The sequence below is a fragment of the Williamsia sp. Y853 genome, assembly GCF_056786495.1.
The window spans coordinates 131,981-151,748 of record NZ_JBXCJC010000003.1; the positions used below are offsets into that span (position 1 = coordinate 131,981).

Sequence of the window (19,768 nt, forward strand, 5' to 3'; positions counted from 1 at the left end):
GGAGTAGTGCTCGACGAACACGAACGGCGGGACTGGGCATATCTTGCCGCCGTTGCCGAACCGCCCAGCGCGGCGCTGCGTGCATTGATTGCCGATGTCGGGGTGAGCGAGACGGCAAAGGCCGTTGCCACCCGGGTGGTCCCGCCAAAGCACGCCGAGGTGCTTCGGCTGACCGAAGCGCGGTTCGGCGTCAACACCGCTGCTGCAGACCTCGAGGCGGCGGCGCGACTCGGTGGCCGGTTGGTGACACCGGACGACACCGAATGGCCGGGTTGGCAACTGTTGACCCTGAGCAACGCCGACACGGCCACGAAAGGCGGAGAACCGCTGGCCTTGTGGGTGCGAGGACCAGTCCGACTCGACGAGGCCGTCGACCGATCGATCGCAATCGTGGGGTCGCGGGCGGCGTCGGGGTACGGCGAGCATGTCACCGGACTGATGTCGAATGGGCTGGCCGCCGAGAGCTGGACGGTGGTGTCGGGCGGTGCGTACGGGATCGACGGCGTTGCGCACCGCAATGCGCTTGCCTCCGGAGGTGTCACCATCGCGGTACTGGCCTGCGGCATCGACCACGACTATCCGTCGGGACATGCCCGATTGTTGTCCGAGATCGCCCGCACCGGACTGGTGATGAGTGAGTACGCGCCCGGCACCACGGCAGCGAAACATCGATTCCTCACCCGGAACCGGTTGGTGGCCGCCATGTCGTCGGCGGTCGTTGTGGTGGAGGCCGGCCACCGGAGCGGTGCCGCGAACACCGCGGCCTGGGCCCGCAAGCTCGGGATACCGCTGGGCGCTGTACCCGGTCCGGTCACCTCGGCGACGTCGGTGGGTTGCCACCGGATGATCGCCGACGGTGTTGCACAGCTGGTGACCGACTCGCGTGACGTACTACGTCTGGCGCAACCGGAAGGTGCAGATGCAGTTGCGCCAGAGGCCGGTCCGCTCGGCCGCCGCACCGACAATCTCGATGCCGACCAGTTGCGGGTCTACGACGCCGTTCCGGCTTCCGGATCCCTGACGATCGGTGAGATCTCGTTTGCGTGCGGACTCGATGTGCGGCAGGTCCGATCGGCGCTGGCGGTCCTCGAGGCCCGAGGAATGCTCAACACCAACGGTTCGGGCTGGAGGTTGGCTCGGGATGGGTGACGTGCAGATCTCACGGTGTCTTCGGGACGCCGGTGACCTTGCCGATGATGAAGTCGGAAAGCCTGGTCGGCAACAATCCGACCAGTGGTGCCTGCACCTTGTTCGCAGTGCCGACCACATACCGGGCACGCGGCCGTTTGTCGGTGAGCGCGGCTTCGATCGAGGCCGCCACCAGATCGGCAGGCACCGCAGCCTTCTGAGATGTCGCGATCGTCTTGCGATAGCCGTTGATGTGTTTGGTGTACAGGTGCCGGTTCGCATCCGAGAGTTCGGTGAGGCTGCTGTCAAGAGTGGACTCGGCGTCGCGCCAGATGTCTGTATCGGTCTGGCCGGGTTCGATCAGAACAACCCGAACATTCCACGGCCGCAACTCGATTCGCAGCGCATCTGCCAGCCCTTCGAGAGCGAACTTGGATGCGTTGTATGCCCCGGTCATCGGTGTTGCGATCCGGCCGCTGACCGACGACACGAAAATGACCCGACCCTGGGCTGCCCGCAGTCGCGGCAGAACGGTCTGCGTCACCGCATGCTGACCGACTACGTTCACCTCCAACTGGTGGCGTAGTTGCTCCGGTGAAATGGTCTCGACCGGACCGCCCACAACGATTCCGGCGTTGTTGACAACGGCATCGAGACGGTCGGGTAACACGTCGTGCAGTGCGCGGATCTGCTCACCATCGGTGACGTCGAGTGTGACCGGCGTGATCCGATCCGGCGATGCGCTCTTCAGATCAAGGCCCGCCGCCTCGTCGCGAACTCCGGCAAGCACGTCCCACCCCGACGCCGCGAGCCGTAGGGACGTTGCGCGTCCGATTCCGCGGGACGCTCCGGTGATCAGGATCGTTGGCATAGAAAGACCGTAGCGGTGGGCAGGTGTGATCCGCACTACTTAGGGTTACCTATTTTCAGGTACGGTGGATCGGGTGGCTGGAGCCGACCCCGACGAAGATCGTCGGCCCACCCGCCATCGACGAGAGGACGTATGCGTGGCGAAGCGCGAAAACACGATGACGGTTCAGCGAACCGAACAGCTCACACCCCATCTGGTACGGGTGTACCTCGGGGGCGCCGGATTCGACGACTTCCAGGCGAACGACGACACCGACATGTACATCAAGTTCATGTTTCCGGCAGAGGAAGCGGAGGCCACCAAACCTCGCGGACTGCAACGGATTCGAGCCAAGCTTCAAGGTGATGAGCCGACGATCCTGCGCACCTACACGGTTCGGCGGGTCGATGCCGTCGCACGTGAGATCGCGGTGGACTTCGTTGTCCACGGCGACGAGGGCATCGCAGGTCCCTGGGCGGCTGCGGCCCAACCCGGCGAGGAGATCCGTTTTGTGGGTCCCGGCAGCGGCTACCGCCCGAAAGCCGACGTCGACTGGCACCTGTTGGCCGCGGACGAAGCGGGACTCCCGGCGCTGGCAGCAGCCCTCGAGGCCATGCCCGACGGAACCGTCGTGAAGGCATTCATCGAGGTCGCCGGACCCGAAGACGAAGTCGACCTGGTTGCCCCCGACACCGCCGAGATCGTCTGGCTGCACCGTGGCGTCGGCTCCGATGCGATCACCGATGTGGTCGGTGGGGCCAATGCCCCGATCGTCGCTGCCGTACGGGAGGCCGAGTGGCTGCCCGGTTCGGTACAGGTCTTCATCCATGGTGAAGCCGAGGTCGTGATGCAGAACCTGCGCGGATACATCCGCAAAGAACGCGGAGTGCCGGCAGGCAATGCCTCGATCAGTGGCTACTGGCGGCGTGGGCACACCGAAGAGGGCTTCCGTCAGTGGAAAGCGAGCCAACGAACTCTCGAAAGCGCCGGCTAGCGACATCCCGATCCCGATGATGTGCGGTTATGGCGAGCATTTGCCCAGGTCGGCATAACCAAAACAGCACATTATCGGGGTGTGGGGTGTGGCGGCTTGCGGCCGTCGGCCCAGATCGGTTGGCTGAGTGGGTGAGCGCATCGATCATCGAGGACTACAAGAGCTATCTGCAGCTCGAATGCGGGCACAGCGAGCACACGGTGCGTGCCTATCTCGGAGACATCCGCTCGCTCATCAGCTTTGCCGGTGTCCGCGGTCTGGCGCCCTCGGCGATCGACCTGGCAACCCTGCGGGCGTGGCTGGCCGCCCACAGCAAAGGCGGCGCCGCCCGGACAACCATTGCGCGACAGGCCTCATCGGCCAAGCGATTCACCGCATGGGCCACCCGCGAAGGCATCCTGGGGGTCGACCCCGGCACCCGTCTGCAGGCACCCAAGGCGCACCGCACATTGCCCGGCGTCCTGAGTGCCGACCAGGCCAGAGTCGCACTGACCCCGGCGGCACCTGACCACGATCCCGAAGATCCGATCGCGCAACGCGATCAGCTCATCCTGGAGTTGTTGTATGCCACCGGTATTCGCGTCGGTGAACTCTGTGGCCTCGACGTCGACGACATCGACCGTTCCCGCAACGTGCTGCGTGTCATCGGTAAGGGCAACAAAGAACGAACGGTGCCCTTCGGTACCCCGGCCGCCGCCGCCATCGATCGGTGGCTGCGAGTGGGCCGCCCGGCGCTGGCTCAACCAAAGGCCGGTCACGCGTTGTTGGTCGGGTCAAAAGGTGGACGACTAGATCAGCGGATGGCCCGGACCGTCGTCCACAAAGTGCTGGGAGCTCTGCCCGACGCACCAGATCTCGGCCCGCACGGGTTGCGGCACAGTGCCGCCACGCACCTGTTGGAAGGCGGCGCCGACCTGCGGGTCGTGCAAGAACTACTCGGTCACGCCAGCCTTGCGACCACACAGCTCTATACGCACGTCAGCGTCGAACGCCTGCGAAAAGTCCATGACCAGGCGCATCCGAGAGCGTGAGGCCGGTCAACCTTCACCCGGCTGCAGCGGCTTGAGTCGTACCCGCACCAGCCCGAGCAGGGCCAAGGGATCGAGGTACACCGCCGACGCTCCGGCGCCGCGGCGTGCGCCCCAGTGCAGGCACCCTCGCAGGCAATCGGCATGTCCGGCCTCCAGGACCCCGATCGGTGACCCGCGGGCGACCGCAGTTCCGGCAGGCACCGACCCGGTCACCGGTTCGTAGGTGGTCAACAACCCGTCCGCGTGCCGGATCGACACCACCGGTTTGCCTGCGACCTGACCCGAGAAGTGCACCACCCCAGCGCCTGCCGATCTGACGACCGCGCCGGGTGAGGCCGCCAGGTCCACACCTCGATGTCCGGGGAGCCAGCGCTGCGGCGGTGGTTCGAATCTGCGCAGTACCGATGGCACGGGGGACAGCGGCCAGCTGTAGGCCCGATCGCTGCCGACGGCCGGAGCCGCCCATGCAGGCGGTGCCGAGGGTGAGTTCAGCAGCGAAACGAAGACCAGTGCGGCGATCATCGACGTTGATGCCCGACGCACTTGCCACCTGAAGGCCATGTGATGATGCTGCCCGGTGATTGGGGATCACGCCAGGTCAGAGACGTGTTTGGGGAGAACGTTGCCAATCATCCACAGTTGCGTCGAGTCGCTTGACAATCAGCGACGCGTGAAGTGGAGAGGCGATTTCTCCTGGAGGCCCCGCGCGCGTAGACTTATATGGCGCTCTCGCCTCGGTGGGAGTGACTTCGCGCGCCTGCGGTCGGCTGACATCAGTCCGTCCGACACGGGGTGTGGGCAGTCCTTCTTTGACAGAGGGTTCCACACCTGACAGGTGCCAGGGTCGGCGACCAACCGGATGCCGACGTCAAACTGCACATGAAAGTGAACACATGGCTGTCGTAACCATGAAGCAGCTGCTGGACAGCGGCGCTCATTTCGGGCATCAGACCCGTCGTTGGAATCCCAAGATGAAGCGATTCATCTTCACCGATCGCAACGGCATCTACATCATCGACTTGCAGCAGACGCTGACCTACATCGACAAGGCGTACGAGTTCGTCAAGGAGACGGTTGCCCACGGTGGCACCATCCTTTTCGTCGGTACCAAGAAGCAGGCTCAGGAATCCATCGCCGCAGAGGCCACCCGCGTCGGCATGCCGTACGTGAACCAGCGCTGGCTCGGCGGAATGCTCACCAACTTCTCGACCGTCCACAAGCGCCTTCTGCGCCTGAAGGACCTCGAGGCCATGGAGCAGACCGGTGGCTTCGAAGGTCGCACCAAGAAGGAAATCCTCATGCTCACGCGTGAGATGACCAAATTGGATCGCACCCTCGGTGGTATCCGGGACATGGCCAAGGTTCCGTCGGCCATCTGGGTCGTCGACACCAACAAGGAGCACCTCGCGGTCTCCGAGGCTCGCAAGTTGAACATCCCGGTCATCGCGATCCTGGACACCAACTGCGATCCCGACCTGGTCGACTACCCGATCCCGGGTAACGACGACGCAATCCGTTCCGCAGCTCTGCTGACCCACGTGATCGCCGCTGCGGTTGCCGAAGGTGTGCAGTCACGCGCCGGACAGGGTTCGTCCGACACCAAGCCTGAGAACGCAGCCGGCGAGCCCCTCGCCGAGTGGGAGCAGGAACTGCTGACGGAGGCCACCGCCCCCGCCGCAGAAGCCCCCGCCGCAGAAGCTCCGGCAGCAGAAGCTCCGGCAGCAGAAGCTCCCGCCGCTGACGCGGAAACCCCTGCACAGGCCTGATTCACTTCTGGTCCGACAACTTCCAGAATCATCGACAACAGGAGGCTCGCCCACCCATGGCGAACTACACCGCCGCTGACGTGAAGCGGCTCCGCGAACTGACCGGTTCGGGAATGCTCGATTGCAAAAATGCTCTGGCCGCCAATGATGGCGATCTCGACAAGGCCGTCGAAGAGCTGCGGATCAAGGGTGCCAAGGACGTCGGCAAGCGTGCCGAGCGGTCCACGGCCGAAGGTCTGATCGCCGCAAAAGACGGCGCGATGATCGAGATCAACTCTGAGACCGACTTCGTCGCGAAGAACGATGAGTTCCAGGCCCTCTCGGCCCAGGTTCTCGACGCTGCGGTTGCCGCGAAGACGTCCGACGTGGAGGTCCTCAAGGCCACCAAGGTCGGCGACAGCACGGTCGACGAGCTCGTTCAGGCGCTTGCTGCGAAGATCGGCGAGAAGCTGGTCCTTCGTCGCGTTGCTTACCACGGTGGCAAGGTTGCCTCGTACCTGCACAAGCGGGCGTCGGATCTGCCGCCGTCCGTTGGTGTCCTGGTCGAGTACACCGGTGACTCCGATGCTGCTGCAGAGGCCGCTCGCGGCGCTGCGATGCAGGTCGCCGCACTGCGCGCCAAGTACGCAACCCGTGACGAGGTCCCCGAGGATGTTGTCGCTTCCGAGCGTCGCATCGCCGAGCAGACCGCTCGTGAGGAGGGCAAGCCAGAGGCTGCGCTCCCCAAGATCGTCGAAGGTCGCGTCAACGGGTTCTACAAGGACGTCGTCCTCGTCGATCAGTCTTCGGTCACGGATTCGAAGAAGACCGTCAAGGCTGTTCTCGATGAGGCGGGCGCTCAGGTAGTGTCGTTCACCCGTTTCGAGGTCGGACAGGCCTGATTTTTGTGCAAAGAACCCCGTGCGAATCATCTGATTCGCCGGGGTTCTTTTGTGCAACGGTCCCGTTACGATCGAGCCCGACACAGATCACCCAGATGCAGATCACAAAGTGTCGGGCGTCAGAATGAGCCTGACGTACACAGGCACAACGAAGGGACACCCCACATGACCGAGGACATCACGCCCGAGCGCACCGGATTCAAGCGCGTGCTTCTCAAGCTCGGTGGCGAGATGTTCGGCGGCGGCAAGGTCGGGCTCGATCCCGATGTTGTCTCGACCGTTGCCGACCAGATCGCCGAAGTGGTCAACTCGGGTGTCCAGGTGGCAGTCGTCATCGGTGGTGGCAACTTCTTCCGCGGCGCCGAACTGCAACAGCGGGGCCTCGAGCGCTCACGTTCCGATTACATGGGCATGCTCGGCACCGTCATGAATTGCCTTGCGCTGCAAGACTTCCTGGAGAAACGCGGCATCGTCACGCGCGTGCAGACCGCCATCACCATGGGTCAGGTCGCCGAACCGTACATTCCACTGCGGGCCGAGCGTCACCTCGAGAAGGGCCGCGTCGTCATCTTCGGCGCCGGCATGGGCATGCCCTACTTCTCCACCGATACCACCGCCGCACAGCGTGCTCTGGAGATCAAGGCCGAGGTGGTGCTGATGGCCAAGGGCGTCGACGGTGTCTATTCCGCCGACCCTCGGGTCGACCCCGACGCCACGCTCTACCGCGAGATCACCCACCGTGAGGTCATCGAAAAGGGCCTCAAGGTCGCAGACGCGACAGCGTTCAGCCTGTGTATGGACAACCAGATGCCGATGCTGGTGTTCAATTTGCTGGTGGAGGGGAACATTGCCCGAGCGGTCGCAGGTGAGAAGATCGGAACACTGGTCAGCACCTGACCGGTCGCAATACCCACATCAGCACGTACACGACAACGGAGGACACCATGATCGACGACGCGCTCCTGGACGCCGAAGAAAAAATGGAAAAAGCAGTCGGTGTCGCGCGCGACGACATGGGCTCGGTCCGGACCGGACGCGCCAATCCGGCGATGTTCAACCGGGTCACGATCGACTACTACGGTTCACAGACCCCGATCACGCAGGTTGCTTCCATCAACACCACCGAAGCGCGCATGGTGGTCATCAAGCCGTATGAGGCCAGCACGCTTGGGCTCATCGAGACCTCCATCCGTAATTCCGATCTCGGCGTCAACCCGACCAATGATGGCAACATCATTCGGATCTCGATTCCGCAGCTGACCGAAGAGCGCCGACGCGAGCTCGTCAAGCAGGTCAAGTCGAAGGGTGAAGACGCCAAGGTCACCATCCGCAACGTGCGCCGCAAGGCCGTCGATGAGCTCAAGCGCATCCAGAAAGACGGCGAAGCCGGTGAAGACGATGTGACCCGGGCGGAAAAAGATCTCGACAAGACCACCGCGTCATACGTCCACCAGATCGATGAGCTGGTCAAGCACAAAGAAGCGGAACTGCTTGAGGTCTGAGTCACCGGTTGGTGACGTACCTCTGGCAGTGACTGAAGGAGCAGGGCATCAGGTGACCGATACAAATCGGCCGCAGGGCACACCAGGACCGCAGCCCAAGGGCTCGACTTCCCGCGCGGGACGTGACCTGCCGGCTGCCATCGGTGTAGGCGGCGCACTCGGTGTGTCGCTGATCCTGATCCTCATCTTCGTACCCGAGGTGTGGTTCCCCGTGGTCGCCGTGGCCATCGGTGTCGCCAGCTGGGAAGTCACCAAGCGGCTGCGTGAGAGCGGCATCAACGTCGCGCTGATCCCGATCCTGGTCGGCGGTCAGGCCATGATGTGGGTGAGCTGGCCGTGGGGTGTCACGGCGTCGATCGTCGCGCTGGCCGCGACGGTCCTGGTGTCGATGATCTGGAAGTTGTTGGCGCAGGGACTGAAATCCGCGCCCGAGAACTACCTGCAAGATCTTGCAGGCACCACACTTGTGTTGTGCTGGCTCCCGTTGATGGGTGCTTTCGGTGCCTCGATGGTCCTCGAGGACAACGGCGCTGCCCGAGTGTTCACACTGGTGATCGTGGTGGTCTGCTCCGACGTCGGCGGCTACGTCTTCGGTGTCCTGCTGGGCAAGCACGCCATGGCGCCGGCCATCAGTCCCAAGAAATCGTGGGAGGGGATGGTCGGCTCCCTGGTGTTCGGCGTTGTCGGGGCGGTCTTGACCATCGTGTTCGTCGTAGACGCTCAATGGTGGATCGGTTTGATCCTGGGACCGGTGCTGGTCATCTGCGCAACGCTCGGCGACCTTGTCGAATCACAGGTCAAGCGCGACCTCGGGATCAAGGACATGGGCACTCTGCTGCCCGGTCACGGCGGCATCATGGACCGCCTCGATTCGCTGCTGCCCTCCGCGTTTGTGGTGTGGGCGATCCTGGGCGCCCTGCTGTAGACAAAGCCAGGTGCGCCCGGTATTCAGAACCGGCCGGAACTCAGGGCTGAGACCTTTTGACGGCCCGGCGGACCTGCAGCATCCGCAGGCTGCCGACGATCGCGGTGATCACCGCACCCAGGATGGCCGCGATCAGCAGGCTGACTCCGAGTGGCAGGCTGACGGTCCAGAAGAACAATTCGATGTTCTGGCTGTCGAGATTCTGCACGATGAATACCAGCAACATCAAGGTGATGACCGCGCCGACGATCAGGCCGACCCAGGCGGCGCGGGTGCGGGTGTGCTTCACATCGTCGAGGGCTTGGCGTCGAAGTTCGTCCCGGTGATCGGCGACGGGCACGTCGCCACCGACCGGGCTGGTTTCCGGGGGAGTCTGGTCCGGGTTCACATAACCCGCGGGTTCCTGCGGGTATCCATCTGTCGGCTGCGTCATATGTCCATCTTCCTCTGACTGTCGCCCGACGACAATCACAGTCGCGAAATTGGCATCTGCGGCGGATCTACGTCACGCTTTAACCATGACAGTTCCACTTCCGCTGGTGTTTGACGCGCCCAAACGCGGCATGCCTCCACAACACCTTGCAGATCTGGACGCCGAAGGACGTGTCGCCGCGGTCGCAAAACTCGGCCTGCCGAAGTTCCGCGCGGACCAGTTGGCCCGTCAGTACTACTCGCGGCTCAACGCCGATCCCGCAGAGATGACCGATCTACCTGCGGCGATGCGCGAACCGGTAGGACAAGCGCTGTTTCCCCAGCTGATGACCGTGGTCCGGCACGTCGCCTGCGACGACAACACCACTCGCAAGACACTGTGGCGGCTGCACGATGGAACCCTGCTCGAATCGGTGCTGATGCGCTATGCCGACCGCACCACGCTCTGCATTTCGAGTCAGGCCGGTTGCGGCATGGCCTGCCCGTTTTGTGCCACCGGGCAGGGCGGCCTGGACCGCAACCTGTCGACCGCCGAAATCGTCGATCAGGTCCGGTCTGCGGCCCGTGCGATGCGTGACGGAGAGCTCGGTGAGCCCGGCCGCCTGTCCAATGTGGTGTTCATGGGCATGGGTGAGCCGCTGGCCAACTACAAGCGCGTGATCGATGCCGTTCGGAAGATCACCTCGCCGGCACCTGACGGTCTGGGAATCTCCCAGCGGTCGGTGACGGTGTCCACGGTGGGCCTGGCCCCTGCGATCCGCCGGATGGCCGACGAAGGCCTCACCGTCACGCTCGCGGTGTCCCTGCACACTCCGGACGACGAACTGCGCGACACCCTGGTGCCGGTGAACAACCGGTGGTCGGTGAAAGAGGTGCTCGACGCCGCGCGCTACTACGCGGACAGCACCGGTCGCCGGGTCTCGATCGAATACGCCCTGATCCGCGACATCAACGACCAGCCCTGGCGCGCCGACATGCTCGGTGACAAACTGCGCAAGGCTCTGGGCCCGCTGGTGCACGTGAACCTGATCCCGCTCAACCCGACACCGGGTTCGAAGTGGGATGCCAGCCCGAAGCCCGCCGAGCGGGAGTTCGTCAGACGTGTCCTCGCCCAGGGTGTGTCGTGCACGGTTCGAGACACCAGGGGCCAGGAGATCGGCGCGGCCTGCGGGCAGTTGGCAGCCGAAGAGAAGTAGTCGTTGGGGCATCCGGCTCGCACCGGGTGCAACCGAGCTGCATCCGGGCTGCATCCGGGCTGCATTGTCCGAGCGCGATCATTGAACTCGAATCATTCGATACGAGGACAGGAATCGTGCCATGACCAGCACCACATCACCCACCACATCCGATTCGTCGGTCGAACAGTTCGCCGACGCCGTGTTCGCAGACCTGTTGGGAGCGCAGAACGTCTTCGCGCTCTATCTCGGCGATCGACTCGATTGGTACCGGACGCTTGCGACCGAGGGGCCGATTACCGCCGACGAGCTGGCGCACCGCACGGGCACCGTCGGCCGGTACGCCCGCGAGTGGCTCGAGCACCAAAGCGTTGCCGGGTACATCACGGCGTTGACGGAACATGAGCCGGTCCGGTTCGCACTGCCACCGGCGCACGCCGAGGTTCTGGTGAACCAGGACAGCCTGAACTACATGGCGTCGATATCCCGCTTCTTCGCGGCCACAGGCGCGGCCTTGCCTGCTCTGATCGAGGCGTACCGCAACGGTGGTGGCGTGTCGTGGCAACAGCTCGGCACCGACGCCCGCGAGGCGCAGGCCTACGCCAACCGGCCCATGTTCCTCGGCCAGCTCGCCCAGGAGTTCATCCCGAAGGTGCCGGACCTGCACAGTCGGTTGCAGTCGACCGGTCGGGTCGCCGATATCGGTTGCGGTGAAGGTTGGTCGGCGATCGCCCTGGCACTGGGTTACCCAGAGATCACGGTCGACGGCTTCGACGTCGACGCCGCGTCCATCGCGGCGGCCACCAGAAACGCCGCGGCCCACGGTGTGGGGGACCGGGTGCAATTCCGGATCGCGGACCTGCGGGAATCCGATCTGGAGGAATCCGAGCTGTCCGGTCGGTACGACGCGGTGTTCGCGTTCGAATGCGTCCACGACCTGTCTGATCCGGTGGCGTTCCTTGCGACCGCGCGACGGATCGCAGCAGCCGCCGCCCCGGTGGTGATCATGGATGAGCGCACCGCGGAAACCTTCTCCGCCGATGCCGGCCCTGTCGAACAGCTTCTCTACGGATTTTCGATCCTGTGCTGCCTGCCCGATGGCATGTCCGATCCGGACAGCGCCGCGACCGGGACGGTGATGCGGCATTCAACGCTCGAAAGTTATGCTCGCTCAGCCGGATTCGATGGTGCGACGGTCGTCGACATCGATCACGATCTGTTCCGTTTCTACCGTCTCCAATGACCCTGCCTGGCACTCGAGCAGTCGTCGGCTCTCGGTGACGGCGATCCGGCCTGCGGTCGACAGGTCGCGGGCTGCGCCGGCCGCGTACTCGGTGTCGAACACTTCGGCTCCGAGCCCGTCGCGCAGGGCGCGGAGGTGCCGACGAGGATAGGCGCGCGGTCCCGTCGGGTAGATCGAAAGCGCTACTTGCGCTTCTTCCACTTTCCGCGGCTGACGACCTCGCCGCGAACGAGCATGAAGATCAGCAAGGCGACGAATCCGAGCAGGTAGAAGTCTTCGATATGACCCTCATGGTTGCCGACCAGCATGGCGAGCAACGCGATGACCGAAACCCAGGCGGCGATCTTGAACGTCTTGATGCCTTCGCCGTGCCAGCCGAACCGAGCTGAAGGCGCTTCCGCGGGTTCGGGCTTGTACTCGACCTCAGTGCTGGCCACGATTACTCCTGCTGGTTTCGATCCGACTTTTGCTGCGATGAGCATATCGCGACCCGATGCGTACCGGCAGTCGCGGTCCCGTCTGTGCGGGATGGACGGCGCGGCGTGATGCTGACGCGCGCTCGACCGGCGGCGTTGCCGGGCCGGTGCCAGAATGATTCGGTGCCGCTCGAGAACCACACCCGTGCCGACTATCCGAGAGATCTGATCGGATACGGCCCCACGCCCCCTGACCCGCAATGGCCAGGACAGGCGAACATCGCCGTTCAATTTGTCCTGAATTACGAAGAGGGCTCGGAGAACAACGTCCTCGACGGTGATCCGGGGAGCGAGACGTTCCTCTCGGAGATGGCAGGCGTCGCGGCCTTTCCGAACCGGCACATGAGCATGGAGTCGCTGTACGAGTACGGGTCGCGGGCCGGTCTGTGGCGGGTGTTGCGGGTATTCGAACGCCGTGGGCTCCCGCTGACGATCTTCGCCGTCGCCCAGGCGATGGCGCGCAACCCCGAGGCGGTGGCGGCTTTTCTCGAACGCGGCGACGAGATCGCCTCACACGGACTGCGATGGCTGAATTATCAGCTCACCGAACCCGACGTCGAGCGTGAGCACATGGCCGAAGCCATGGAAATCCTCACCGAACTCACCGGCAGCGCACCGCTGGGCTGGTACACCGGCCGCGACTCCCCGAACACCCGGCGCCTGGTCGTCGAACACGGTGGGTTGCTCTACGACTCCGACAGCTACGCCGACGACCTGCCCTACTGGGTGAAGGTGCCCTCGGGCGAATCGCAGATCGACCACCTCGTGGTGCCGTACACACTCGACACCAACGACATGAAGTTCGCGTCCCCGGCCGGGTTTCCCTCGGGGGATCAGTTCTATGCCCATCTCAGAGACGCGTTCGACGTTCTCTACGCCGAAGGCGAGGCCGGGGCACCCAAGATGCTCTCGATCGGTCTGCATTGCCGGTTGGCCGGGCGTCCCGCGCGGACCGCGGCTCTTGAGCGCTTCCTCGATCATGTGCAGTCCCACGACAAGGTCTGGATCACCCGCCGCATCGACATCGCACGGCACTGGATCGCGACGCACCCGCCGACCGGATAGTGCCGACCGGACAGTCCTTGGGCCAAGACAGCTACGCGATCTCTGTCAGCGCCAGGCAGAATGTCGCGACCGCGGTCAGCAGGTAAAAGCCGGGAAACGCGATGTTGTAGAACACGCGAGCCCCGATGTGGAAGACCATCGCGCCGACGAAGAACATCACCAGGCCGGCCGAAGCCGCAACCACCAGTAACGGTGCGTCCATGACAACTCCGATCAGGACACCGAGGGCTCCGGCTGCCTTGCACGTCGCCAGCCACGGAAGCCACGCGATGGGCACGTTCACCTCCGCAGAATTGGCCAGGACAAAGGGGGCCCGGAACCAGTCGGCGACCACGATGGCCGCATTGATGGCGACGGTGACGCCTGCAATGGCGAGATAGATTGTGTGCATGGCTCTTTCACGTCCTCTTCGATGCTGCGGACGGAAACGCTTGTAGGGTCACGTCGGGTACTTCCTCCGATGTCGTCGTTCGATGATTGGTGGCACTTCTTCGACGCCGGCGACACCCGAAAGGTGACCCCATGGATCCGGACCTGCTGATCACACAATTCGAGGTGAACCGCGCGCACCTGCGGGCGGTTGCCTACCGGATCACCGGAAATCTGCACGACGCCGACGACGCGCTGCAGGCGGCGTGGATCAAGGCGCGGTCCACCGCGCCGCAATCGATCGATCGACCTGCTGCCTGGCTGACGACCGTCACCTCGCGGGAAGCACTCGACGTTCTCCGAGGCCGGCAACGACGGGCCGAAGTCGACATCGATCGACTCGAGGACCCCCGGGCCGCCGGGCCGGGGCCGGAGGAGGAGGCACTCTGGGTCGACTCCGTCGGACGTGCGCTCCTCGTTGTCTTGGATCGACTCTCGCCTGCGCAACGCGTTGCTTTTGTGCTGCACGACCTGTTCGCCGTGCCGTTCGAAGACATCGCCCAGGTTTTGCAGCGATCACCGGACGCAGCCAAAAAGCTTGCCAGTCGGGCGCGCTCTCGCGTCCGTCCGCCGCACGAAGGCATCGCGCCGGTGGCCGACACCGCCCTGGTGAAGGCTTATCTCGAAGCCTCCCGCAGTGGCGACATCGCCTCATTGCTGACGTTGCTGGCGCCTGATGTGGTCAGAATCGCCGACAGCACGCTGCTACCCGCACACGTGGCAGCGGTTGTCCGGGGCAGCCATGCCGTCGCAGATCAGACGCGGGATTTCCAGGACCGGGCACTGATCGCGGAGGTCGCGCTGGTCGACGGTCATCCGGCTGTGATCATCGCGCCATCCGGACGCCTCGTCGCGGCGATGCTGTTCAACATCGATGCCGCCGTCATCCACGAAATCCGTGTTGTCGCAGCGGCCGACCTGAGTACGGCCAGAATCGCCCTGGCCGCTTCGGCGGGTGCATAGCCGGGAGTTGCGGCGATCGAGGACACTGGAGAGGTGACCACACGTGTTCTCATCCTCGGCAGCACCGGATCGATCGGCACCCAGGCGCTGGAAGTGATCGCCGCCAACCGTGATCGCTTCACGGTGGTGGGCCTCGGCGCCGGCGGGGGAAACGTGGATCTACTCGCCAAACAGATCGTGGACCTCGGACTGTCCGGCTCAGCGGTCGCCGTGGCCGATCCGAACAAAGTGGACAAGGTCGCGGCGATGGCCGGGGTCGAGGGCATCCGCAGCGGGCCCGATGCCATGTGTGAGCTGATCGAGAACGTCGAGGCTGATGTCGTCCTGAACGCGGTGGTGGGTTCGCTGGGCCTGCGGCCGACGCTGGCCGCGCTCGCCTCCGGCGCGCGGCTGGCACTGGCCAACAAGGAATCGCTGGTTGCCGGTGGCGCGCTGGTGCTCGCTGCCGCGGCACCGGGCCAGATCGTCGCGGTCGATTCCGAACACTCGGCGATCGCGCAATGCCTGCGGGGCGGCACCGCCGACGAGGTCGACCGGCTTGTGCTGACAGCCTCCGGTGGACCGTTCTATGGCTGGGACGCAGCACAATTGGTCGATGTCACGCCGGAGCAGGCGGGCAAGCATCCGACCTGGTCGATGGGACCGATGATCACGCTCAACTCGGCCACGCTGGTGAACAAGGCGCTCGAGGTGATCGAGGCGCACCTGTTGTTCGGTGTTCCGTACGACCACATCGATGTCACCGTTCATCGGCAGTCGATCGTGCATTCCATGGTCACGTTCATCGATGGGGCCACCATCGCCAAGGCCTCACCGCCCTCGATGAAACTGCCGATCGCGTTGGCGCTGGGCTGGCCCGACCGGATCGCAGGCGCCTCCGCCGCCTGCGACTTCAGTCAGGCGAGTACCTGGACTTTTGCCCCCGTCGACAACGCCGTGTTCCCGGCGATCGACCTGGCCCGCGAGGCGGGAACCCGGGGCGGCTGCCTGACCGCTGTGTTCAACGCCGCCAACGAGGCCGCCGCCGACGGCTTCTTCGCCGGGCAGATCACGTTCCCGCGGATCGTCGGCATCGTGGGTGAGGTGCTCGCCGATGCGGATCAGTGGTCCGCGGACCCAGGTACGGTGGATGACGTTCTTGCGGCCGATGCCTGGGCACGCACACGCGCTACAGCGCTTGTAGCCGGCGCGCGCCGCTAAATGATCGAGAAGGGTAAGTACGACCGATGATGTTCGTCTTGGGCGTGGTGCTCTTTGCTTTCGGTTTGCTGGCCTCGATCGCGTGGCACGAGTGCGGCCACATGTGGGCCGCGCAACGTACGGGCATGAAGGTGCGCCGCTACTTCGTGGGCTTCGGTCCGACAATGTGGTCGACGCGTAGGGGCGAGACCGAGTACGGCGTCAAGGCGGTGCCGCTCGGCGGATTCTGCGACATCGCCGGCATGACCACCCACGACGAGATCGCGCCGGAAGACGAGTCCCGGGCGATGTACAAGCAGAAGCCGTGGAAGCGGCTCGTTGTACTTGTCGCCGGTCCGGCGATGAACCTGATCCTCGGGTTCGCGCTCATCGTCATCATGGCGATCGCCTGGGGTCTGCCGAGCCTGAACGAGACGTTGCCTGCGAAGGTCGGAGCAGTTCAGTGCGTCGGCGAAACCACGACCAACGGGAAGAGCGCTGAGTGTTCAGGTGAAGGCCCAGCCCAGCAGGCCGGACTTCTGCCCGGGGACACCGTCGTTGCGGCAAACGGCAAGAAGATCGACGACTACGCCGAGCTCAGCAAGATTCTGCAGGCAGCCAGCGCGCCGGTCGCCCTCACCGTTGACCGCGGGGGTGAGCAGCTCGATCTGATGGTCACACCACAACCGGTCGCCGCCACGGTGACCGACAGTGAGGGCGTGGCCACAACCAAGACCGTCGGCATGGTGGGAATCACCTACGATCTGCAAGCTGCGTGGGAGCATCCGTCGGTGCTCGGTGCTGTCCCGGCCGCAGCCGGATTCACCGGCGACCTGATGGTGCGGACCTGGGAATCGCTGATCTCGCTGCCCTCGAAGATCGGTGACCTGTGGACGTCGGTCACCGGCGGAGAACGCGCCGCCGACACCCCGGTCAGCGTTGTCGGTGCTTCGGTCATCGGCGGCGACGCGGCCGATCACGGTGTGTGGTGGTTCTTCATCTTCCTGTTGGCCAGCATCAACTTCTTCCTGGCACTGTTCAATTTGGTCCCGCTACTACCCTTGGATGGTGGGCACATGGCGATCGTGGGCTACGAGAAGCTGCGCAACGCGTTGCGCAGTTCCCGTGGCCTGGCCGCCGGACCGCCCGTCGATTACATGAAGTTGATGCCGATCACGTATGTCGTACTGGTGATCATGGGTGGATACATGGCCCTGACGCTCACCGCCGACATCGTGAACCCCATCAAGGCGTTCTAGCCAACAGCGAAGTTTTTTTCATCGATCAGGAAGTGACACAACGATGAGTGCAGACGCAACCGCTATCGGTCTGGGGATGCCACCGGTGCCTCCGCCGGTACTTGCGCCGCGCCGGAAGACCCGCCAACTCCAGGTCGGTTCGGTGCCGGTGGGCAGCGACCACCCGGTATCGGTCCAGTCGATGACGACAACCAAGACCCACGACATCAATGCGACGCTGCAGCAGATCGCGGAACTGACCGCGGCGGGCTGTGACATCGTCCGCGTGGCGTGCCCCCGTCCCGAGGACGCGGAGGCGCTTCCGGCGATCGCCAAGAAGTCGCAGATCCCGGTCATCGCCGACATCCACTTTCAGCCGAAGTACATTTTTGCTGCCATCGACGCCGGTTGTGCTGCCGTGCGGGTCAACCCCGGCAACATCAAGGAGTTCGACGGTCGGGTCAAAGAGGTCGCAAAAGCCGCGGGTGCCGCCGGGATCCCCATCCGGATCGGCGTCAACGCCGGTTCACTGGATCCGCGACTGCTCAAGAAGTACGGGAAGGCCACACCGGAGGCGCTGGTCGAGTCGGCGCTGTGGGAGGCGGGCCTGTTCGAGGAGCACGGTTTCGGCGACATCAAGATCTCGGTCAAACACAATGACCCGGTGATCATGGTCGAGGCGTACCGGCAGCTCGCGGCCGCCTGCGACTATCCACTGCACCTCGGCGTCACCGAGGCCGGACCGGCGTTCCAGGGCACGATCAAATCGGCCGTGGCGTTTGGCGCGTTGCTGGCCGAAGGTATCGGCGACACCATCCGCGTGTCCCTGTCGGCCCCGCCGATCGAGGAGATCAAGGTCGGCAACCAGATCCTGCAGTCCCTGAACCTGCGTCCGCGCAAACTCGAGATCGTGTCGTGCCCGTCGTGTGGGCGTGCGCAGGTCGACGTCTACAAACTCGCCGAAGAGGTCAGCGCCGGACTCGAGGGGATGGAGATCCCGCTGCGCGTGGCCGTGATGGGTTGTGTGGTCAACGGGCCGGGGGAGGCCCGCGAGGCCGATCTCGGTGTTGCCTCAGGCAATGGCCGCGGTCAGATCTTCGTCAAGGGTGAGGTCATCAAGACCGTCCCCGAAGCGCAGATCGTGGAGACACTCATCGAAGAGGCGATGCGGATCGCCGACGCCGCCGGTGAATCCGAATCGGGTGCACCGACTGTCACGGTGAGCTGACCGACTTTTTCGGCGAGCTGACCGATTGTCTTGAGCGAGCTGAACGAATTGTCACGGTGAGCTGACTGGGCACCGGGCGGGCTGGCAGAATGGCGTGGGTACGCAATCGTCTGTTGAGACCCTGGGAGCCGCGGTGCTGAAGCTGTTGGGTGACCGTCCGCTCGGTGAGCGGGATTTCTACGCGGTGACCCATGCCCTGGCCCAGGATCCGGTGGCCTCCTGCATGGTGGCCGCCCGGGTCGAAGACCACGGCATCCACCCCAGATCCCTCGGCGGTGAGTTGTGGAGCAACGACCAGCCGATGTCGTCGCTGTGTTTCTCTGGTGCCAACCTGGTGCCGTTGTTCGGGACCGCGGACGATGTCCAGATCTTCGCCGAACGGGCGGTACGCAATCCGCGTGCGTGTTCGTCGATCGTGGGTCCGACCGAACTGGTGATGCCGCTGTGGGAATACACCAGCGAATACTGGGGTCCGGCCCGTGAAATCCGGTGCAGCCAACCACTTTTGGCCTTGGCAACCGAGCCGGCGATCGCCGGTGACCCGTTGGTGCGACGTGTCCGTCTCGACGAGATCGACGCCTATCTGCCTGCTGCGGTGGAAATGTTCATCGGGGAGGTCGGTGTCGACCCTTGCGCCGGAGACGGTGGGCGTTCATACCGTCGCCGGATCGCCGGACTGATCAATGCCGGCCGGGCGTATGCGCGGTTCGAGAACGGTGAAGTGGTGTTCAAGGCAGAGGTCGGCGCGCTCTCCCGCAGCGTCGGCCAGATCCAGGGAGTCTGGGTTTCTCCGGACAAGCGTGGGCTCGGGCTCGGCACCGCCGGTACGGCTGCAGTTGTCGAAGCGATCGTCTGTGGGGGCAGGACGGCCAGCCTGTACGTCAATTCCTTCAATATCGCCGCGCGCGAGGCGTATCGACGCGTCGGCATGCACGAGGTCGGGACCTTCGCCACGGTCCTGGTCGACTGACACCAGGCCCCATGTCCGGCAGCAGCCGCTGCTTGCCCGACTGTGTACGCCATGTGGTTGAGGCGCCGACTTGCGCAGCCCCTGTTGCTTCATGCCTTGAGCGCCGCGAACATCGAGGTAGACCTTACGTCCGATGACGTGAACAACCCCCGCTCAGCGTGACCGAGCCGCGTTCGAATCCGGCAACGAAGTCCGACATCGCCCGCCTTGTGAAGACCTCCCTCAGTGAGAGGGGCATCACACTCCGTATCCGAAAATCGTTGACACCGACTTGTACCCAAGCTAACGTCATT

At 64.3% G+C, this 19,768-nt stretch carries 22 protein-coding genes; 16 read left to right on the top strand and 6 right to left on the bottom strand.

The annotated features are described in order from the left end of the window. Nucleotides 1-6: 6 nt before the first annotated feature. Nucleotides 7-1,149 carry a DNA-processing protein DprA gene (gene dprA, locus AC1TPF_RS16755; protein ID WP_482139029.1) on the top strand — a complete coding sequence of 381 codons (1,143 nt, stop codon included), beginning with the start codon at nt 7-9 and terminating at the stop codon, nt 1,147-1,149. Between the two features lie 10 nt (nt 1,150-1,159). On the opposite strand, the gene AC1TPF_RS16760 is transcribed toward dprA, so the two are convergent. Next, complete coding sequence (locus AC1TPF_RS16760; protein ID WP_482139031.1) at nt 1,160-1,999, bottom strand: SDR family oxidoreductase; 840 nt, start codon at nt 1,997-1,999, stop codon at nt 1,160-1,162. Between the two features lie 136 nt (nt 2,000-2,135). Here AC1TPF_RS16760 and AC1TPF_RS16765 point away from each other — a divergent pair, with 136 nt between their 5' ends. Beyond that, on the top strand, nt 2,136-2,972 hold the full coding sequence (locus tag AC1TPF_RS16765) for a siderophore-interacting protein (RefSeq protein WP_482144792.1): 837 nt from the start codon (nt 2,136-2,138) through the stop codon (nt 2,970-2,972). Nucleotides 2,973-3,103: 131 nt separating this feature from the next. Next, complete coding sequence (locus AC1TPF_RS16770) at nt 3,104-4,003, top strand: tyrosine recombinase XerC (protein ID WP_482144793.1); 900 nt, start codon at nt 3,104-3,106, stop codon at nt 4,001-4,003. 6 nt (nt 4,004-4,009) lie between these two features. Here the strand turns inward: AC1TPF_RS16770 and AC1TPF_RS16775 are convergent, their stop codons facing one another. Next, complete coding sequence (locus AC1TPF_RS16775; protein ID WP_482144794.1) at nt 4,010-4,564, bottom strand: peptidoglycan DD-metalloendopeptidase family protein; 555 nt, start codon at nt 4,562-4,564, stop codon at nt 4,010-4,012. 332 nt (nt 4,565-4,896) lie between these two features. On the opposite strand from AC1TPF_RS16775, the gene rpsB reads away from it, so the two are divergent. The 5 genes from rpsB to AC1TPF_RS16800 all read left to right on the top strand — a co-directional run bounded on the left by rpsB (nt 4,897) and on the right by AC1TPF_RS16800 (nt 9,077). Next, nucleotides 4,897-5,769: a 30S ribosomal protein S2 gene (rpsB, locus tag AC1TPF_RS16780; RefSeq protein WP_482139038.1), complete on the top strand. Its 873-nt coding sequence runs from the start codon at nt 4,897-4,899 to the stop codon at nt 5,767-5,769. A gap of 56 nt (nt 5,770-5,825) precedes the next feature. Beyond that, complete coding sequence (gene tsf, locus AC1TPF_RS16785) at nt 5,826-6,650, top strand: translation elongation factor Ts (protein ID WP_482144795.1); 825 nt, start codon at nt 5,826-5,828, stop codon at nt 6,648-6,650. 165 nt (nt 6,651-6,815) lie between these two features. Beyond that, nucleotides 6,816-7,547 (top strand): UMP kinase, encoded by a 732-nt coding sequence (pyrH, locus tag AC1TPF_RS16790; protein ID WP_482139042.1) that lies wholly within the window; start codon nt 6,816-6,818, stop codon nt 7,545-7,547. A gap of 47 nt (nt 7,548-7,594) precedes the next feature. Beyond that, complete coding sequence (gene frr, locus AC1TPF_RS16795; RefSeq protein ID WP_482139043.1) at nt 7,595-8,152, top strand: ribosome recycling factor; 558 nt, start codon at nt 7,595-7,597, stop codon at nt 8,150-8,152. Beyond that, nucleotides 8,109-9,077, top strand: a complete 969-nt coding sequence (locus AC1TPF_RS16800) for a phosphatidate cytidylyltransferase (protein ID WP_482139045.1) — start codon at nt 8,109-8,111, stop codon at nt 9,075-9,077. Before frr ends, AC1TPF_RS16800 begins: the two co-directional genes overlap by 44 nt. 40 nt (nt 9,078-9,117) lie before the next feature. Here AC1TPF_RS16800 and AC1TPF_RS16805 read toward each other — a convergent pair whose 3' ends face one another. Further along, complete coding sequence (locus tag AC1TPF_RS16805) at nt 9,118-9,510, bottom strand: LapA family protein (protein ID WP_482139047.1); 393 nt, start codon at nt 9,508-9,510, stop codon at nt 9,118-9,120. A gap of 85 nt (nt 9,511-9,595) precedes the next feature. Here AC1TPF_RS16805 and rlmN point away from each other — a divergent pair, with 85 nt between their 5' ends. Then, on the top strand, nt 9,596-10,705 hold the full coding sequence (gene rlmN / locus AC1TPF_RS16810; RefSeq protein WP_482144796.1) for a dual-specificity RNA methyltransferase RlmN: 1,110 nt from the start codon (nt 9,596-9,598) through the stop codon (nt 10,703-10,705). A gap of 121 nt (nt 10,706-10,826) precedes the next feature. After that, nucleotides 10,827-11,927: a class I SAM-dependent methyltransferase gene (locus AC1TPF_RS16815; RefSeq protein ID WP_482144797.1), complete on the top strand. Its 1,101-nt coding sequence runs from the start codon at nt 10,827-10,829 to the stop codon at nt 11,925-11,927. On the opposite strand, the gene AC1TPF_RS16820 is transcribed toward AC1TPF_RS16815, so the two are convergent. Together AC1TPF_RS16820 and AC1TPF_RS16825 are read right to left on the bottom strand one after the other, a co-directional pair. Continuing rightward, entirely contained in the window at nt 11,856-12,128 is a 273-nt protein-coding gene (locus AC1TPF_RS16820) for a hypothetical protein (RefSeq protein WP_482144798.1), read from the bottom strand. The genes AC1TPF_RS16815 and AC1TPF_RS16820 overlap by 72 nt on opposite strands. Next, nucleotides 12,110-12,364, bottom strand: a complete 255-nt coding sequence (locus AC1TPF_RS16825; RefSeq protein WP_482139055.1) for a DUF2631 domain-containing protein — start codon at nt 12,362-12,364, stop codon at nt 12,110-12,112. The genes AC1TPF_RS16820 and AC1TPF_RS16825 overlap by 19 nt, the downstream gene beginning before the upstream one ends. Before the next feature lie 162 nt (nt 12,365-12,526). On the opposite strand from AC1TPF_RS16825, the gene puuE reads away from it, so the two are divergent. Next, nucleotides 12,527-13,468: an allantoinase PuuE gene (gene puuE / locus AC1TPF_RS16830; RefSeq protein ID WP_482139057.1), complete on the top strand. Its 942-nt coding sequence runs from the start codon at nt 12,527-12,529 to the stop codon at nt 13,466-13,468. A gap of 31 nt (nt 13,469-13,499) precedes the next feature. Here puuE and AC1TPF_RS16835 read toward each other — a convergent pair whose 3' ends face one another. Further along, nucleotides 13,500-13,859 carry a DoxX family protein gene (locus tag AC1TPF_RS16835; protein ID WP_482144799.1) on the bottom strand — a complete coding sequence of 120 codons (360 nt, stop codon included), beginning with the start codon at nt 13,857-13,859 and terminating at the stop codon, nt 13,500-13,502. Between the two features lie 131 nt (nt 13,860-13,990). On the opposite strand from AC1TPF_RS16835, the gene AC1TPF_RS16840 reads away from it, so the two are divergent. From AC1TPF_RS16840 to AC1TPF_RS16860, 5 genes are all read left to right on the top strand, one after another. Beyond that, nucleotides 13,991-14,860 carry a sigma-70 family RNA polymerase sigma factor gene (locus AC1TPF_RS16840; RefSeq protein ID WP_482144800.1) on the top strand — a complete coding sequence of 290 codons (870 nt, stop codon included), beginning with the start codon at nt 13,991-13,993 and terminating at the stop codon, nt 14,858-14,860. 33 nt (nt 14,861-14,893) lie between these two features. Next, nucleotides 14,894-16,060: a 1-deoxy-D-xylulose-5-phosphate reductoisomerase gene (gene dxr, locus AC1TPF_RS16845; RefSeq protein ID WP_482144801.1), complete on the top strand. Its 1,167-nt coding sequence runs from the start codon at nt 14,894-14,896 to the stop codon at nt 16,058-16,060. A gap of 26 nt (nt 16,061-16,086) precedes the next feature. Further along, the gene (locus tag AC1TPF_RS16850) at nt 16,087-17,298 is read left to right on the top strand and encodes a M50 family metallopeptidase (RefSeq protein WP_482144802.1); all 1,212 of its coding nucleotides are present in this window, start codon (nt 16,087-16,089) and stop codon (nt 17,296-17,298) included. A gap of 43 nt (nt 17,299-17,341) precedes the next feature. Continuing rightward, nucleotides 17,342-18,505, top strand: coding sequence for a flavodoxin-dependent (E)-4-hydroxy-3-methylbut-2-enyl-diphosphate synthase (gene ispG / locus AC1TPF_RS16855; RefSeq protein WP_482139066.1), 1,164 nt, complete (start codon nt 17,342-17,344; stop codon nt 18,503-18,505). Nucleotides 18,506-18,638: 133 nt separating this feature from the next. Further along, on the top strand, nt 18,639-19,475 hold the full coding sequence (locus AC1TPF_RS16860; RefSeq protein WP_482139068.1) for a GNAT family N-acetyltransferase: 837 nt from the start codon (nt 18,639-18,641) through the stop codon (nt 19,473-19,475). Nucleotides 19,476-19,768 lie beyond the last annotated feature (293 nt).